This window comes from Nocardioides terrigena (assembly GCF_003047265.1).
Lineage (GTDB): Bacteria > Actinomycetota > Actinomycetes > Propionibacteriales > Nocardioidaceae > Nocardioides > Nocardioides terrigena.
The window spans coordinates 522,169-537,467 of sequence record NZ_PZYY01000002.1 but is presented as its reverse complement, the minus strand read 5'-3'; the positions used below and the strand labels follow the sequence as shown (position 1 = coordinate 537,467).

General features: G+C 72.1%; 18 protein-coding genes. 9 read left to right on the top strand and 9 right to left on the bottom strand.

Features of this window, described 5'->3' with window-relative positions:
* Positions 1 to 55: 55 nt before the first annotated feature.
* Entirely contained in the window at positions 56 to 682 is a 627-nt protein-coding gene (locus tag DAE25_RS06575) for a TetR/AcrR family transcriptional regulator (RefSeq protein WP_234410886.1), read from the bottom strand.
* A 193-nt stretch (positions 683 to 875) separates the two neighbouring features.
* Between DAE25_RS06575 and DAE25_RS06570 the strand changes: the two genes are divergently transcribed.
* The 3 genes from DAE25_RS06570 to DAE25_RS06560 are packed head-to-tail and all read left to right on the top strand — an operon-like array spanning position 876 to position 4,344.
* Entirely contained in the window at positions 876 to 1,670 is a 795-nt protein-coding gene (locus DAE25_RS06570) for an SDR family NAD(P)-dependent oxidoreductase (protein ID WP_107765386.1), read from the top strand.
* Positions 1,671 to 1,675: 5 nt separating this feature from the next.
* Positions 1,676 to 2,803, top strand: a complete 1,128-nt coding sequence (locus DAE25_RS06565) for a DUF5938 domain-containing protein (protein ID WP_107765385.1) — start codon at positions 1,676 to 1,678, stop codon at positions 2,801 to 2,803.
* A complete protein-coding gene (locus DAE25_RS06560; protein WP_234410885.1) occupies positions 2,800 to 4,344 on the top strand; it encodes an acyl-CoA synthetase in 1,545 nt (514 codons plus the stop codon). Before DAE25_RS06565 ends, DAE25_RS06560 begins: the two co-directional genes overlap by 4 nt.
* 1 nt (position 4,345) lies before the next feature.
* On the opposite strand, the gene DAE25_RS06555 is transcribed toward DAE25_RS06560, so the two are convergent.
* Positions 4,346 to 4,795, bottom strand: coding sequence for a DUF4870 domain-containing protein (locus tag DAE25_RS06555; protein WP_107765383.1), 450 nt, complete (start codon positions 4,793 to 4,795; stop codon positions 4,346 to 4,348).
* Between the two features lie 178 nt (positions 4,796 to 4,973).
* Here DAE25_RS06555 and DAE25_RS06550 point away from each other — a divergent pair, with 178 nt between their 5' ends.
* The 3 genes from DAE25_RS06550 to DAE25_RS06540 all read left to right on the top strand — a co-directional run bounded on the left by DAE25_RS06550 (position 4,974) and on the right by DAE25_RS06540 (position 7,575).
* Complete coding sequence (locus DAE25_RS06550) at positions 4,974 to 5,504, top strand: ArsR/SmtB family transcription factor (RefSeq protein ID WP_199907457.1); 531 nt, start codon at positions 4,974 to 4,976, stop codon at positions 5,502 to 5,504.
* A complete protein-coding gene (locus tag DAE25_RS06545; protein WP_107765382.1) occupies positions 5,501 to 6,748 on the top strand; it encodes an MFS transporter in 1,248 nt (415 codons plus the stop codon). Before DAE25_RS06550 ends, DAE25_RS06545 begins: the two co-directional genes overlap by 4 nt.
* 65 nt (positions 6,749 to 6,813) lie before the next feature.
* A complete protein-coding gene (locus DAE25_RS06540; RefSeq protein WP_107765381.1) occupies positions 6,814 to 7,575 on the top strand; it encodes an SDR family NAD(P)-dependent oxidoreductase in 762 nt (253 codons plus the stop codon).
* 9 nt (positions 7,576 to 7,584) lie between these two features.
* Here DAE25_RS06540 and DAE25_RS06535 read toward each other — a convergent pair whose 3' ends face one another.
* From DAE25_RS06535 to DAE25_RS06510, 6 genes are all read right to left on the bottom strand, one after another.
* Complete coding sequence (locus tag DAE25_RS06535) at positions 7,585 to 8,979, bottom strand: DUF6226 family protein (RefSeq protein ID WP_107765380.1); 1,395 nt, start codon at positions 8,977 to 8,979, stop codon at positions 7,585 to 7,587.
* 10 nt (positions 8,980 to 8,989) lie between these two features.
* Positions 8,990 to 9,406: a VOC family protein gene (locus DAE25_RS06530; RefSeq protein WP_107765379.1), complete on the bottom strand. Its 417-nt coding sequence runs from the start codon at positions 9,404 to 9,406 to the stop codon at positions 8,990 to 8,992.
* Positions 9,407 to 9,416: 10 nt separating this feature from the next.
* Complete coding sequence (locus DAE25_RS06525; RefSeq protein WP_107765378.1) at positions 9,417 to 9,863, bottom strand: helix-turn-helix transcriptional regulator; 447 nt, start codon at positions 9,861 to 9,863, stop codon at positions 9,417 to 9,419.
* 2 nt (positions 9,864 to 9,865) lie between these two features.
* The gene (locus DAE25_RS06520) at positions 9,866 to 10,339 is read right to left on the bottom strand and encodes a DUF1801 domain-containing protein (RefSeq protein ID WP_107765377.1); all 474 of its coding nucleotides are present in this window, start codon (positions 10,337 to 10,339) and stop codon (positions 9,866 to 9,868) included.
* A 90-nt stretch (positions 10,340 to 10,429) separates the two neighbouring features.
* A complete protein-coding gene (locus DAE25_RS06515; RefSeq protein ID WP_107765376.1) occupies positions 10,430 to 11,104 on the bottom strand; it encodes a response regulator in 675 nt (224 codons plus the stop codon).
* The gene (locus DAE25_RS06510) at positions 11,101 to 12,069 is read right to left on the bottom strand and encodes a sensor histidine kinase (RefSeq protein WP_107765375.1); all 969 of its coding nucleotides are present in this window, start codon (positions 12,067 to 12,069) and stop codon (positions 11,101 to 11,103) included. Before DAE25_RS06510 ends, DAE25_RS06515 begins: the two co-directional genes overlap by 4 nt.
* Positions 12,070 to 12,246: 177 nt before the next feature.
* Between DAE25_RS06510 and DAE25_RS06505 the strand changes: the two genes are divergently transcribed.
* Positions 12,247 to 12,651, top strand: a complete 405-nt coding sequence (locus DAE25_RS06505; protein WP_107765374.1) for a hypothetical protein — start codon at positions 12,247 to 12,249, stop codon at positions 12,649 to 12,651.
* 29 nt (positions 12,652 to 12,680) lie between these two features.
* On the opposite strand, the gene DAE25_RS24100 is transcribed toward DAE25_RS06505, so the two are convergent.
* Positions 12,681 to 12,812 (bottom strand): hypothetical protein, encoded by a 132-nt coding sequence (locus tag DAE25_RS24100; protein WP_267895244.1) that lies wholly within the window; start codon positions 12,810 to 12,812, stop codon positions 12,681 to 12,683.
* Between the two features lie 306 nt (positions 12,813 to 13,118).
* On the opposite strand from DAE25_RS24100, the gene DAE25_RS06500 reads away from it, so the two are divergent.
* Together DAE25_RS06500 and DAE25_RS06495 are read left to right on the top strand one after the other, a co-directional pair.
* Positions 13,119 to 13,817 carry a response regulator gene (locus DAE25_RS06500; RefSeq protein WP_107765373.1) on the top strand — a complete coding sequence of 233 codons (699 nt, stop codon included), beginning with the start codon at positions 13,119 to 13,121 and terminating at the stop codon, positions 13,815 to 13,817.
* Complete coding sequence (locus tag DAE25_RS06495) at positions 13,807 to 15,228, top strand: sensor histidine kinase (protein ID WP_107765372.1); 1,422 nt, start codon at positions 13,807 to 13,809, stop codon at positions 15,226 to 15,228. The genes DAE25_RS06500 and DAE25_RS06495 overlap by 11 nt, the downstream gene beginning before the upstream one ends.
* The last annotated feature ends 71 nt before the right edge of the window (positions 15,229 to 15,299 follow it).

Sequence of the window (15,299 nt, the reverse complement as noted above, 5' to 3'; positions counted from 1 at the left end):
TACGACGGCCGGCGGCGACCCGGTTGCCGGCTCGAGGGCGCCACTCGGCGCCCGCTCAGTCCCGCGTCAGCAGCAGCGGCATCAGGGCGTGCACCTGCACCGACAGCTCCTCGAGGGCCGTGGCACTGCCGGAGAGGTGGGCCAGCAGGCTCTGCTGGAAGAGCCCGTCGAGCACGGCGTACGCCGGACCGCTCGCCATCACGGGCGCCCGTCCGGCGAGCTCGGCGTAGCGGGAGACCACCCGCCAGATCATGTCCTCGAGGGTCTTGTCGATGACCGCCACAGCCTCGCGCAAGGGCTCCTCGAACATCGCCTGGGTGCGCAGGTCGTACCAGAGGCGGTGCATCGGCGCCTCCTCGCGGATGGTCTCGGCGAGCTTCGCGGCGAACGCGTCGAGCAGCCCCTCGGTCGACGTCGAGTCGGCGACCACCCCGTCGTACCGGGTCACGCACTGCGCCTTGTAGTAGCGCACCGAGTAGAGGATCAGCTCGAGCTTGTCGTGGAAGTAGTAGTGGACGACGCCGTGGCTGAACTCCGAGTTCTGGGCGACCTCGCGCAGGCTGGTGCGGGCGTAGCCCACCTCACCGAGGGTCTTCAGCGCCGACTCGGCGAGCTGGTTGCGGCGCGCGTCATGCTTGTCCGCGGGCGAGCGACGGGGCGGAGCACTGGTGGAGCTCGACACGGGTCCTCCCCTCCTGGTGGGCGCTGGCGTCGTCATCGTACGGCGGGCGGCGGCGCATGCCGTGCGTCCTGCGAGCCGCCCGGCGCCGAGTCTCGCGCATTTTCTTGACAGGTGTCCAGTTTTGTCTTGACAGGTGTCAAGAACAGGTCTTGTCTGTGACCACCGACACACTTCGACGCGAGGAGCGCACGCAATGACCGATCTGGACCTGACGGGCCGCAAGGCCCTGGTCACCGGCGGAGCCCAGGGGCTGGGCGAGGGCATGGCACAGGCCCTCGCCGACGCCGGCGCCCACGTCGTTGTGGCCGACCTGCAGGACGACCTGGGCACCAAGGTGGCCGAGAGCCTGGGCGAGGGACACGGCTTCGTCCACCTCGACGTCTCGGACGACGCCAGCTGGGAGGCCGCGGTCGCCTCGGCCGTCGACCAGCTCGGCGGCCTCGACATCCTGGTCAACAACGCCGGCATCGAGATCACCAGCCTGCTCGTCGACCTCGACGCGGCCGCCGTGCGCAAGCAGCTCGAGGTCAACCTGCTCGGCACCGCGCTCGGCATCAAGCACGCGTTCCGCACGATGCGCCCCGAGGGCGCGGCCGGCCAGGGAGGAGTGGTCGTCAACGTCGCCTCCGTCGCCGCCACGATCGCGTTCCCCGGCATCTCGGTCTACTCCGCCACCAAGTCCGGCGTCGACCGGCTGACCAGGGTCGCGGCCATGGAGTCGGGCAAGCTCGGCTACGGGGTGCGCGTCAACTGCATCTACCCCGGGCTCGTGCCCACCGCGATGGGCGCCGGGCTGGCCAACGACGTCGCCTCGATCGGGCTGTTCGGCTCGCCGGAGGAGGCCGTCGGCGCGGTCATCGAGCTCACCCCGTCGGGTCGTCTCGGCGAGGTCTCCGACATGGCCGACGCGGTGGTCTTCCTGGCCTCCGACGCCGCACGCTTCGTCAACGGCGTCGGCCTGCCGGTCGACGGCGGGATGGGGATGTGAGCGCCATGACCGACAAGCCCGTCGTCGTCTACGGCGCCTCCGGCTACACCGGCCGGCTCATCTGCGAGTACCTGCGCGAGTACCGCGTCCCCTTCGTGGCCGCCGGCCGGGACGCCGACAAGGTCAAGGCCTCGATGGAGAGCAACGTCGCCGGCATCGAGACCGCCGACTACGACGTCGTCGAGGTCAGCCACGACGTCGAGTCGCTCACCCGGCTGTTCTCCGGGGCCTCCGTGGTGCTCAACACGGTCGGCCCGTTCAGCAAGTGGGGCCCCGAGGTCGTCGAGGCCTGCCTCTCCGCGGGCGCCCACTACACCGACACCACCGGCGAGCAGGACTGGCTGATCACCTGCGACGAGCAGTACGGCGCGGACTTCGCCGCCGCCGGCCTGCTGCTGGCACCCGGCATCGCCCAGATGTACACGACCGGCGAGATCGCCGCCGAGGTCGCCCTCGAGACCCCCGGTCTCGACACCCTGGACATCGCGGTCTTCTGGGGCGGGAGCCCGACCATCGCCTCGACCCAGACCATCCTGTTCAACGCCGCCCTGTCGGGGGCGCACTACCTCGAGCAGGACACCTACGTCCCCTTCGACCCCGAGGCCGGGCACTACCAGCTGGCCATCCCGGGCCAGCACGAGCTGGCGCTGGCACTGCCGTGGGGCGGCACGTCGCACCCGGTCTGGTACCGCCGCGACCCGCGTGTCGCCAACGTCAAGGCCCTCGGCGGCGTCTTCAACAAGGCGCTGATGATGGGTGTGCCGCAGATCGTGGCCGGTGCCATCGAGGCGACCAAGGACATGGACCCGGACGAGAAGTACGCCGCGCTGGCCGCGACCGCGGCCCAGGTGATGAACGTGATGCCGCCCCGGGAGAACCCGCGCCTCAACAAGTCCCTCGACTCGGTGCACGCCTCGGGTCCGCTCGGCCGGGCGCACTGCGTGATCCACGGCAACCAGAACTACAAGCAGACGGGGCTCCTCCAGGCCTTTGCGGCGTACTCCCTGCTCCAGCAGGCACCGCGGCGGGTGGGCTTCGCGTCCGGGTGCCAGGCCTTCGGGCACCGCGAGCTGCTGTCGGTCCTCCGCAGCTTCGGGCTGGTGTCGCCGCCGGTCCTCACCGTGGAGGGATGAGGCCGGTGCGGCTGGTCGACTACCTCGACAAGGGCGCGTCCCTGGGACCGGACGCGCCCTGCCTCACCACCGACGGCGTCACGAGGACGTACGCCGAGGTGCAGGAGCTCGCCGGTCGGGTCGCCGGCGCCCTGCACGCGCGCGGGGTCGCACCCGGCGACAAGGTGGCGATCCTGTCGGCCAACGACCCGGTGGCGTTCACCTGCGTCTTCGGGATCAGCCGGGCGGGCGCCGTCTGGTGCCCGGTCAACCCGCGCAACGAGGCGGCGGAGAACCGTGAGCTGCTGGAGCTCTTCGACTGCACGGTGCTGGTCTTCCAGGAGCACTTCGCACCCCTGGTCGACGCGATTCGCGCCGAGCTGCCGCGGCTCACCACGCTGGTGTGCCTGGACGGGCACGTCGAGTGGGCCACCTCGTGGGCGGACTTCCTCGACGCCGGGACGGCGTCGTACTCACCGGTGGACCCGGTCGACGACGTCGCCATGATCGTGGGGACCGGTGGCACCACCGGGCGCCCCAAGGGGGTGCAGCTCACCGGCACCAACCTCGAGACGATGACCGCCATCACCTTGATGAGCTACCCGTTCGAGGGGCGGCCCGTCTACCTGGCCCTGGCTCCGCTCACGCACGCGGCGGGCGTGCTCTGCTTCCCCGTGCTCGCCCTCGGCGGGGAGGTGGTGGTGATGCGCTCCCCCGACGTGGGCGCGTTCCTCGGGCTCATCGAGGAGCGCCGGGTGACGCACGCGTTCCTGCCGCCCACCGTGATCTACATGGTGCTGGCGCAAGAGCGGCTGGCCCGCACGGACACCTCGTCGCTCCAGTGCTTCTGGTACGGCGCCGCCCCGATGTCGGCCGCCCGGCTCGAGGAGGCGCTGGTGCGGATCGGGCCGGTCATGGCCCAGCTCTTCGGGCAGACCGAGGCCCCGATGATGATCTCCACGATGGCCCCCCGCGACCACTTCCTGCCGGACGGCACGGTCGCCCACGCACGGCTGTCATCGGCGGGGCGCCCCGCTCCGCTGGTGACGGTCTCCATCATGGGCGCGGACGGGACACTGCTCCCCCGCGGCGACACCGGCGAGATCGTGGTGCGCAGCTCCCTGGTGATGGCGGGCTACTACCGCGACCCCGCAGCGACGGCGGAGGCGTCGGCGCACGGCTGGCACCACACCGGTGACGTGGGCTACCTCGACGAGGACAACTTCCTGTTCATCGTCGACCGGGCCAAGGACATGGTCATCACGGGTGGGTTCAACGTCTACTCCACCGAGGTCGAGCAGGCGCTGATGGCCCATCCCGACGTCCAGGACTGCGCCGTCGTCGGGCTCCCCGACGACCGCTGGGGCGAGCGGGTCACGGCGGTGCTGCAGCTGCGCGAGGGCCGCGACGTCGACACGGACGAGGTCGTGGCCTTCGTCAAGGCGCGCATCGGGAGCGTCAAGGCGCCCAAGCAGGTCGAGGTCTGGGCCGACCTGCCGCGCTCCAAGGTGGGGAAGGTGCTGAAGACGGACATCAAGGAGCGTCTCCAGCACCACCCGTGAGTCAGCGGACGAAGCGGGGCGTCATCGGCGGGTCCCACCACTCGCCGTTGTTGGCCTTGATCGCGCCGAGCAGGTGCATCACGAACGCGAAGACGAGGGCGACGGCGTAGGTGACGAAGCCGACCAGGATGAGCATCAACGGGATCGAGATCAGCAGCACGATGCCGGTGATGATCTGGACGTTGAGCGAGTTGGCGGCGTGCTGGCGCACGAAGGGGCCGCGGTCCTTGTACATCAGGTAGATCACCAGCGACCCGACGAAGCCGAGCAGGCCCGCGGAGAGCACCATCGCGATGAGGGGCACCCCGTGCGCGACGGCGCCGAGGGTGCGCTCCTGCGCCGGCGAGATCGACGACTGCGGGGCGGTGTAGTCGGGCTGCTGGTGCGACGGCGGCTCGTAGGCAGGCCGGTCGCCGTAGGGGTTGGCCGGATCCTGGGGTGTCTGGCTCATGGGGACCTCCTTGGTCTGTGAGTCCCACTCAACCACGCGATCGGGTGGAATCCACCCGGTTTCGGGGGTGCTTCAGGGTCGACTCAGGGGCCGACCCGGGTCGACCCCCCAAGAACTGCTTGACAGTCGCCTCCACCCCGGATCAGGATGACCCCCCAACGACTGGTGGAGGGTTGACGTGGAGGGCACGGACAAGGACGCGATCTCGTCCCTGCGATCGGTGGCGCACCCGGTGCGGCTGCGGATCCTCTCGATGCTGACGGCGCAGCCGATGAGCGCCGCCGAGGTGGCCCGCGAGCTGGACCTCACGCACGCCAACGCGTCGTACCACCTGCGGGTGCTCCACGACGCGGGCGAGCTCGTCGTGGAGAGCAAGGAGAAGATCCGCGGCGGCACCGCCAAGCGCTACCGGTACGTCGTGGGCGGCGACCCGACGCGACCGCCCGGCCCCCCGAGCGTCGAGGACGGCATCGCCTGGCAGCAGGCGACCCACGTGGAGATCGTCCGCCGGATGGCCCATCGCGTGAAGGGGCCCTCGAGCTCCTCCGACATCGAGACGTGGGTGACGCCCGAGACGTGGCGCGCGGCCATCGACCTGGTGTCGCAGGCGATGGTGCTGCTCCACGACCAGGCACAGCCCGCGCGCACCGAGGGCACCCTCCACGTCAGCGCGTCGTCGCAGGCCTTCGTGATGGGTGACCCGGAGTGACCTGGAAGGACGCGGCCGCGCCGCTGCGCGAGCGCGGCTTCGCGTGGTACTTCGCCTCGCGGTTCACCAACACGCTCGGCTCGACGATGGCCAACATCGCGCTCGCCTTCGCGGTGCTCGACCTCACCGACTCGGCCTCCGCGCTGGGGCAGGTGCTCGCCGCGCACACGATCCCCATGATCCTGCTGCTGCTGTGGGGCGGCGTCATCTCCGACCGGTTCCCGCGCACGCTGGTGCTGCAGGTGTCCAACGTCGCGTCGGCCGCCTCCCAGGGCTTCCTCGCCTTCCTGGTGATCACCGGGACCGCCGAGCTGTGGATGCTGATCGTGCTGACGGCCGTACACGGCGCGGTCTCGGCGATCTCCTTCCCGGCGATGGCGAGCATGGTCCCCCAGCTGGTCCCCCGGTCCCAGCTCCAGCCCGCCAACGCCCTCCTCTCGCTCACCCGCAACGGACTGACCGTCCTCGGACCGACGACCGGTGCCCTGCTGGTCGTCACCATCGGCTCGGGCTGGGCGCTGGCGGTCGACGCGGCGATGTGGCTGCTCTCCGCGCTGCTGCTGCTGCCCGTGAGGATGCCCGCGAGGGACAAGAAGCAGTCGTCCAGCACCATCGCCGAGCTGCGCGAGGGCTGGCAGTTCTTCTGGTCCACCACCTGGCTGTGGGCGGTCGTGCTCGGCTTCGGAGCACTCAACATGATCCACAACGGCGCGCTCTTCACACTCGGGCCCGTCGTCGCCCAGGACACCATCGGGCGCCAGGGGTGGGGCTACGTGCTCTCCGCCGAGGCGCTCGGCCTGCTGGCGATGGCGGTCGTGCTGCTGCGGGTGCCCCTGCGGCGACCGCTCTTCTGGGGCATGATCGCCATCGCCCTGGCCGGGCTGCCGATGATCATCCTGGGGGTGGACCCGACCCTCGTCGCGCTCGTGGTGAGCGCCTTCGTGGCCGGTGCCGGCATCGAGGTCTTCTCGATGGGCTGGAACCTCGCGATGCAGGAGAACATCGACGACGACATGCTGTCGCGCGCCTACTCCTACGACGCACTCGGCTCGTTCGTCGCGATGCCCATCGGTCAGCTCGCGTGGGGTCCGCTCGGTGTCGCCTTCGGCAACTCGCGTGTGCTCGTCGCCTCCGGCATCGCGTACGCCGCCATCTGCGCGCTCGTCCTCTGCTCACGGTCGGTCCGCGACCTGCCCCGGCGTACGGCGGAGGACCCGGACCCTGCCCTCACCGGGACGTCATGAGGAGTGGTCGCCCGGGCGACCACTCCTCATGACCTCGCGCGAGCCGGCTGGGTAGGGTCCGGACCATGACGACTCCCGAGATGTTCCGCCTCGACGACAAGGTCGCCATCGTGACCGGTGCCTCCAGCGGCCTGGGCGTGGCCTTCGCCAAGGGACTGGCCGAGGCCGGTGCCGACCTCGTCCTCGGCGCCCGCCGGGCCGACCGGCTCGAGGAGACGGCCCAGCTGGTGCGCGACGCCGGCCGCCGCGTCCTCACCGTGCAGACCGACGTCGCCGACCCGGACCAGTGCCAGGCGCTCGTGGACGCGGCGATGGCGGAGTTCGGCCACGTCGACGTGCTGGTCAACAACGCCGGCGCCGGCACCGCCGTGCCCGCCACCCGCGAGACGCCCGAGCAGTTCCGCTCCGTCATCGACGTCAACCTCAACGGCTGCTACTGGATGGCCCAGGCCTGCGGCCGCGTCATGCGGCCGGGCTCCTCGATCGTCAACATCTCCTCGGTCCTCGGCATCACCACCGGCGGCCTCCCGCAAGCGGCGTACAGCGCCTCCAAGGCCGGGCTCAACGGCCTGACCCGCGACCTGGCCCAGCAGTGGACCGAGCGCAAGGGCATCCGCGTCAACTCGATCGCGCCGGGCTTCTTCACCTCCGAGATGACCGACACCTACCCCGACGGCTACCTCGACCTCGCGATGCAGCGGGTGCCCGCCCGGCGCAAGGGCGACCCGGCCGAGCTCGCCGCCACGGTCGTCTTCCTCGCCTCCCCCGCCGCCGGCTACATCACCGGTCAGACGCTCCCGGTCGACGGCGGCATGACGATCGCCTGATCAGGCTCCTCAGAGCCAGGGCTCACCCTGGACGACGCCGGTGGCACGCCGCCCCGCGGCCGCGTCCGCCAGCCACCGCTCCGGCTCCCCGTCCGCGAAGGTGCCCGAGGCGCTCCAGCCGTCCAGCGCGCGGGTGACGACGCGCTCTCCTTCGCGCACGACGTGCACCCCACCGCTCAGCGCCAGAAGGAAGGCGTCGTCGAGGGTGGCGAGCAGGTCCACGGAGCCCGTGTCACACGCGTCGCAGCCGCAGTCGGGCTGCCGGTCGAGCACGTGGGCGGGCTCCCCCACCCCGACAAGGACGAAAGCATCGTCAGCGTGGTCGATCGGCGCCCACGCGACCACAACGGGCTGGGTACCAGGCCGACCCTGCAACACCGTCACCCGGCGCGGACGCAAGTGCTGCTCACCGACCCAGGTCACCTCGGTCGGATCCACGGCCGCGCCCGTCCCGAGCCCGGTGCGAGCGATCGTCTCGACCCACGCGTCGGCCCGCACGCCGAGCAGCCGGTAGCGCTCCGGCTCCTCGCAGCGGGAGTACTCCTCCTCCAGCGGGGCGGCGCCCTCCGGGCGCGGCGGCGGCCAGTCCGCCAGGTCCCCGCGCAGTCGGGCGAAGGCGACGTCCACGTCACGCAGCAGTGCGCTCGCGGCGTACCGGCGCCGGTCCGGCACCACCATGACGGCGACGTCGTCGAGCCGGTGCTGGGCGAGCGCGGACACCGGCAGACCGAGAGCCACGGAGGTCGTAGGTGCCTCCGGGGATTCCTCCCACGACATCGACCACGACGCGCCGCCCGTCTCGACCGGATCCCCGACCGGGAGCAGGGTGAGGCCCACCCCGTCGCCGTCGTGGAAGACCCGCCGCGGCCAGAGCACCTGCGCTGCGAACCCCAGCGCCAGCAGCAGGTCCGCCACCCGGTCGGGATCGGGCGGCGCGAGGGCGAGGTGCCGCACCACCGGTCCGTCGGAGGGACCGGGAGGCATCGGGGTCGTCCACTCGATCAGGAACGGCAGCCCCGCGTCGTACGGGCCGGAGCCGACGTCGCACATCCGCCACGCGACGGTGTCGCCGTCCGGGGTCAGGCGCGACCCCTCGGTCACCGGCCGAGGCTCGAAGCCCGCGTCGAGCAGCACGTCACGCGCGGCGTCGACGTCGTCGACGGCCACGGCCCACGAGATCGGCCCGGACGCCGACCGGACCCGGTCGAGCCAGGGGTTGGACTCGTCGCGACCAGCGGCGATCAGCTCCAGGTAGGCAGCACCCGGACCGCGGACGAGCGCGTTGACGGTGCCGACCGGGTGCGCTCCCCCGCGGGCGGCGGGGATCCCGGCCCCGGTCCAGCGCGCCACCGCCTCGTCGAGGTCGGCGACGGCGATGACGAGGTGGTCGAAGCGAGCCGGCATGGGAGCGAGCCTAGGGACGGTCGGCCTGGTTGATGCGGATCAGGTTGCCCGCAGGGTCGCGGAAGGCGCAGTCGCGCACCCCGTAGTCCTGGTCGGTGGGTTCCTGGACGACGTCGACCCCGGCAGCCTCGAGGCGGGCGAAGAGGCCCGCGAGGTCATCGGTCGCCAGCGTGACGGAGGTGTACACCCCCTTGGCGACCAGGTCCAGGATGGTGCGGCGCTCGACCTCCGTGATGCCGGGGTCGGCCGCCGGTGGGTGCAGGACGATGGACGTGCCGGGGTGGCCGACCGGGCCCACCGTGATCCATCGCATGTCCTCGTACCCGACGTCGTTGCGCACCTCGAAGCCGAGGGCGTCCCGGTAGAAGGTCAGGGACGCCTCGGCGTCGAGGTGCGGGATGAAGACGGAGTGGATGGTGATGTCCATGCCTGCCACGCTAGCGAGCCCGGGTGCTGCGGGCTTCTCGATTCCTGACCGGCCGGGTCACCTGCCGGGCCAAGCAGGCCGGGATCCCCGCCGCGGCACTCGCGTGGTCGCGGCGGTAGACGCTGGGCGGCACCCCGACCAGCTCGGTGAAGCGGGTGCTGAAGGTCCCGAGGGACGAGAACCCGACCGCGAAGCAGGTGTCGGTGACGCTGAGGTCGCCGCGGCGCAGCAGCGTCATCGCCCGCTCCACGCGTCGGGTCATGAGATAGGAGTAGGGCGACTCGCCGTAGACGCGGCGGAACTCCCTGCTCAGGTGTCCACCCGACATGTGCACACCACGGGCGAGCGCCTCAACGTCGAGGGGTCGGGCGAACTCCCGGTCGATCCGGTCCCGGACGCGACGCATCACGACGATGCTGCGCAGCCGCTGCTCCTCGTCCGGGTCGGGGACGACCATGGTCAGCCCACGGCGCGCTTCACCAGCTCGGCGATGGTGGCCTCACCGGCCTCGCTCAGCTCGCTCAGCGCGTACGAGGTCGCCCACAGCCCACCCTCGTCGTCGAGGTCGGCCTGGGCGCTGAAACCGAAGGTCGAGTAGCGCTCCTTGTCCACCTGCCCGCTCCGGAAGAAGCACACCACCTTCCCCGCGCGCGCCCAGGCCGGCTGCCCGTACCAGAGCTTCGGCGCCAGCTCGGGGGCAGCCGTGGTGACGACGACGTGCAGGCGCTCGGCCACGGACCGGTCCGGCTCCTGCATCTCGGCGATCTTCGCCAGGACGGCTGCCTCGTCGGCGGCCGCCTTCGAGCCCCGGCCACCGCGACCCTCCTGCTTCAGCTCGGCGGCCCGCTGCTTCATGGCGTCGCGTTCCTCGGGAGAGAATCCCTGGCCCGACGTCTGGTCCTGCGTCTTCTTCGCCTTCGAGGTGGGCGTCATGGCGCGTGCTCCTCCTGGGGTCGTTCCGATCTGGTGTGGGCAAGGCTAGTGGCGGAGCCAGGCGGGCACTTCTCGATTCCTGACCGTTTGCTAGGGATCGATCAGCCCCACGCGCACCGCATATCTGGTCAGCTCGGTGCGGTCGCGCATGCCGAGCTTCTGGAGCACGTTCTCCCGGTGCCGCTCGACGGTGCGGACGCTGATCGTCAGCTCGCGGGCGATCTCCCGGCTCGAGTGCCCCTCGGCGATCAGCTTGACCACCTCGTCCTCGCGCGGCGTGAGCGCGGCCGGGGGCAGCCGCTCGCCCCGGCGCAGCCGCTCGAGGTAGTCGCGCACCAGCCGTCGCTCGGAGCCCGGGTAGAGGAACGGCTCGCCCCGCAGCGCCGCGTGGCAGGCGTCGACGAGGTCGCGGTCGGCGACCGACTTGAGGACGTAGCCCGACGCCCCCACCTTGAGGCTCTCGAAGAAGTACTGCTCGTTGTCGTGCATCGACAGCATCAGGATCGTCGGCGGCGTGCGCATCCGGGAGATCTCCCGGGCCGCCTGCAGACCGGTGAGACGCGGCATCGCGACGTCGAGGATGGCGAGGTCGACGGCCAGGTCGCTCGTCGGGTCGCGCAGCAGTGCCACCGCCTCGGCACCGTCGCCGGCCTCGGCGACCACCTCGAGGTCCGGCTGCGCGTCCAGGATGAGCCGTACGCCGCGACGTACGAGCGCGTGGTCGTCCGCGAGCAGGATGCGGGCCGGTGTCCCGGAACCGGTCATCGGGGCTCCACCGGCACGACGAGGCTCACCACGGTGCCGCCGCCCTCGCGCCGCGCGACGTCGACGGTGCCACCGACGAGGCCGGCGCGCTCGCGCATGCCGCGCAGCCCGGTGCCGTCGTCTCCGGGCGCGAGGCCGCGACCGTCGTCGGTGACCGTGAGGACGACGTCCTCCCCGCGCGGCGAGAGCCGCACCTCGACCGACGACGCACCGGCGTGCCGGGCGACGTTGGTCAGGGCCTCCTGCGCCACCCGGAAGACCACCAGCTCCACGGTCTCGTCGAGGTCGGGCAGCGCCGGGCTGACCGCCCGCCGGGCGTGGGTCCCGCCGTGCTCGAACAGCTCGGTGGTGAGGGCCGCGAGGGCGCTGCGGAGGCCGAGGTCCTCGAGCACGTGGGGCCGCAATTGGCGCGCGACGCGGCGTACCTCGTCGAGGCTGTCACGGGCCACGTCCCGGATGCGCCCGACGTCCGCGGGCTCGACCCGTGGCGCGTCGGCGAGCCGGCCCGCCTCGAGCAGAATCGCGGTCAGCGACTGGCCCACGCCGTCGTGCAGCTCCTGGGCGATCCGGGCCCGCTCCCCCTCCTGGCCGGCGAGCGCCGACGCCCCCGCAGCCCGCTGCTCGCGCTCGATGCGACCGAGGAGGTCGTTGACGGCGGCGGTGACCCGTCCGGCGATCCCGTCATCGCCCTCCGGCAGGAGCTGGATCGGGTCGGCCGACAGCTCGTGGTCGAGGCGGTGCACGAGCTGGTCGAACGGTCGCACCAGCGAGCGGACGACCAGCGCGTTGGCGACGGCCATCACCGCGAGCCCGATCAGCAGGACCACGACCTCCGAGGCCAGCGGCCGCGCCGACACCGTGGCCGGGGAGAACGCCAGGGCCGCCGTGCCCACCGCGAAGATCAGCAGGTTGACCACCACGACCCGGCGCCACAGGGGGCGGTACGCCGTGCGGAGCGAGGTCATGGACGCCAGTCTGTCAGCCGGGCGACGCTCGTCCGGAGGTCGCGAGGCGATGTGGGTGGCACTCCCCATGGGCCCTCGGAGGCTCCGTGGCGAGACTGGAGGTGCGGCGGCCCGACCGTTCCCGAGGCGGCCGGGCCGACCGCGCCACGCGGCCAACGGGTCACCCCAGGAGTTGCCATGGCCTACCTGCTGCTCGTCATCATCGTCCCCCTCGTCGCCTACACCGTCTGGTCGGTACGACGGGTCAGGGAGCCGTGGTTCGACGACGCCCCGCGCCACGCCTGGGCCAGCGCCCGGGCCAGCAGCGCGGACGGCGCCCTGGCCCGCCTCGAGGCCGAGGTGACCTACCGGATCACCGATGCCGGGGTCCGCTCGCCGGAGGACCAGGCCGCCCAGGTCGGCGAGGACGCGCTACGCCGGGCGATCGTGACCGGCCGGGTGCTCTCGCTCCCCGGGATCGGCGACGAGGTCGCCCTCGACTCCGAGGCTCCTGCGGCCGGCCTCGCGGTCGACTCCGTCGTGGTCACGGCCGCCGACGTCGAGATCACCCGGGAGCTGCGCCGGCTGGTCGGCGGACCCTAGGGACCCGGCCCACGTGTCCGGCGCCGTGGTCAGTGCGGCTGACGGTCGGCGGCGCCGGTCAGCACCCGGTAGACACGATCGGCCTCGCGCTCGCACTCCAGCCAGAAGTCGGCGTCGAAGACGCCCGTGGCCTCGCGTCGCACCACCGTGGGGACACCCATGGTTCCTGCCCTTCGTCCGCGCCGAACCCCCGTTCGTGCAAGGAGACGGGGCCGGACGCCGGCCATGACGCGGCTTCGCGGAGGACGATGCTGCTGGCGCGGGCCCGGTGGGGCTCGAGGCACCTACCCAATCTGGGCGGAAAGCCCTCCGCCGCGCGAGGGACGGGTCGTCCGCGGTGGGAACCTGCAGCATCGCCATGATCTGGACGTTCACCACGCCCGGTCCGGCCCGCCGGCCCGGCCGCGGGTGCGCCCGGCCCATCCGGCCGCTCTCGGATCCGACGAGGTCCCACCAGGGAGGATGACATGCAGACCGAGGCGAAGAGGGACGCGACAGGGCACGTCGATCACGTCCGCACGGCTCGGGCTCGCACGGTCCTCGTGGTCGACGACCATCGCACGGTCGCCGACCTGCTCCGGTTGGCGCTCGACTCCGACCGGCGGACACGGTGCATCGGTGTCGCCTACGACCTCCCCACCGCCCGCGAGCTGGCATCGGCGACGCTCCCGGACGTCGTCGTCTGCGACATCCAGTTCGCCGGCTCCGACGAGGACGGGGTCGACTTCGCCGCGCAGGTCTCTGCCCGGCACCCCGGGACGCTCGTGGTGCTGCTGACCGGCGCCTCGGGGCCCATCGACCTCGTGAGGGTGGCGGCCTCGGGGGTCAGCGCCCTGCTCGCCAAGGACGGGGACCTGGCCGGGCTGCTCACGGCGATCTCGACCACCTCGGGCGGGCAGCTGCAGGTCGACCCCAGGCTGCTGCACGCGCTGACGCGTCCCGTCGCGCCGCCCGCCGTCGAGCTCACCGCCAGGGAGTCGCTGGTGCTGCTCCGCCTGGCCGAGGGGGTCAACGCCCAGCGCATCGCCCGGGACCTGGGGATCCGGACCAGCACGTGTCGCGGCTACATCAAGTCGCTCCTCCACAAGCTGGGTGCCCACTCCCAGCTCGAGGCCGTCGCTCGGGCACGCGCGATGGGACTCCTGGTCGAGGACCATGCCGGGTAGACCTGCGCTCTGGCAGCGCCTGTGGCCGGGTGGTGACGACCCCGCGATCCGCAAGGCGCAACGCAGGTTCCTGGGACTGAGCGCGTCCGCCCTGGCCGTGGTCGCGGCCGCGGTGGTGCTGGTGAGCCAGCACGTCGCCGAGGAGGAGGCGCGTCGCGATGCCGCGTCCCGCGCCACCGGCATGGCCCACGGCGTGGCCGGCCCCTTCGTGAACCAGCGGGTCCGCGAGGGAGATCCGCGAGCCCTCGCCCACCTCACCCGGGTCATCGACGCGAGGATCGCCGAGGGCGGCATCACGCACGTCGTCCTGTGGAGCGCCGACGGCCGGATCCTCTGGGCGGACACCGGGTCGCTGATCGGACAGCAGAGCTCCCCCTCGAGCGGCGCGGTCGAGGCCCTGCGGACCATGGACAGCGTCGTCCACCTCCCCGACGAGCGGGAGGAGGCTGCCGAGCAGAGCACGTACGGCGAGGAGGGACAGCTCGAGGTGTACGTCGGGATCCGCGACGCCGACGACGTACCCCTCGTCTTCGAGGCGTACCTCCCCCCGGACCGGATCGCGGTCGACCGGGCGGCCGTGCTGCCCCAGCTGCTGACGGTCGGCCTGGGATCGCTGCTCCTCTTCCAGCTGGCGCTCGTCCCGATCGCCTGGCTGCTCGTGCGCCGGGTCGACGACGCACAGCGGGCACGACACCGGATGCTCACGCAGTCGGCTGCGACGTGGGGACACCAACGACGGGTGCTGGCCCAGGACCTTCACGACGGAGTCATCCAGGATCTCGCCGCCATCGGGTACGGCCTGTCTGCGATCGAGGCCCGGGTCGCGGCGGAGCCCGACCTCGGCAACATCACGACCCGGCTGCGGGAGGCCGTCGGCCATGCGGAGGAGGCGTTGCGCACCATGGTGCTCGACCTGATCCCGCCCGACCTGGGTGGCGACGGCCTCGCCCTGGCCGTCGAGGACCTGGGCCAGCGTCCCCGCACCGCGGGCCTGGCCGTGACGATCGACGTCCCGGACCACCTCCCCTCGTCCGAGACGACCCTGCGCCTGGCCTACCAGGTGGTGAGGGAGGGCCTGCGCAACGTGGACAAGCACGCGACCGCGAGCTGCGTCACCGTGCGGGTGTGCGAGCACGAGTCCGGCCTCCTGGTGGAGGTGGTCGACGACGGCCGCGGGCCGGTGGCCGACGGCGGGAGCGCCCCGACCCACGGGCACGGCCTCGCCCTGCTCGGCAGTGCCCTCGCGGATGCCGGCGGGTGGCTCCGGCTCGAGCCTGTGGAGGGCGGCGGGACCGCCCTGCGCGCCGGCGTACCGCTGCTCACGGACACCGGGCCGGAGACCTGGGAGGGCACCGGGGTGGCGGAGACGGTCTCCGGTCCACCCAGCGGGACTCATCGGGCGGCTCACTGAAAATTGGGGTGGAGCACCGTCGCATACGAGGCTGGTGACCGCAGCCGCCGACTGTCAGGGTCGTCCGTGAG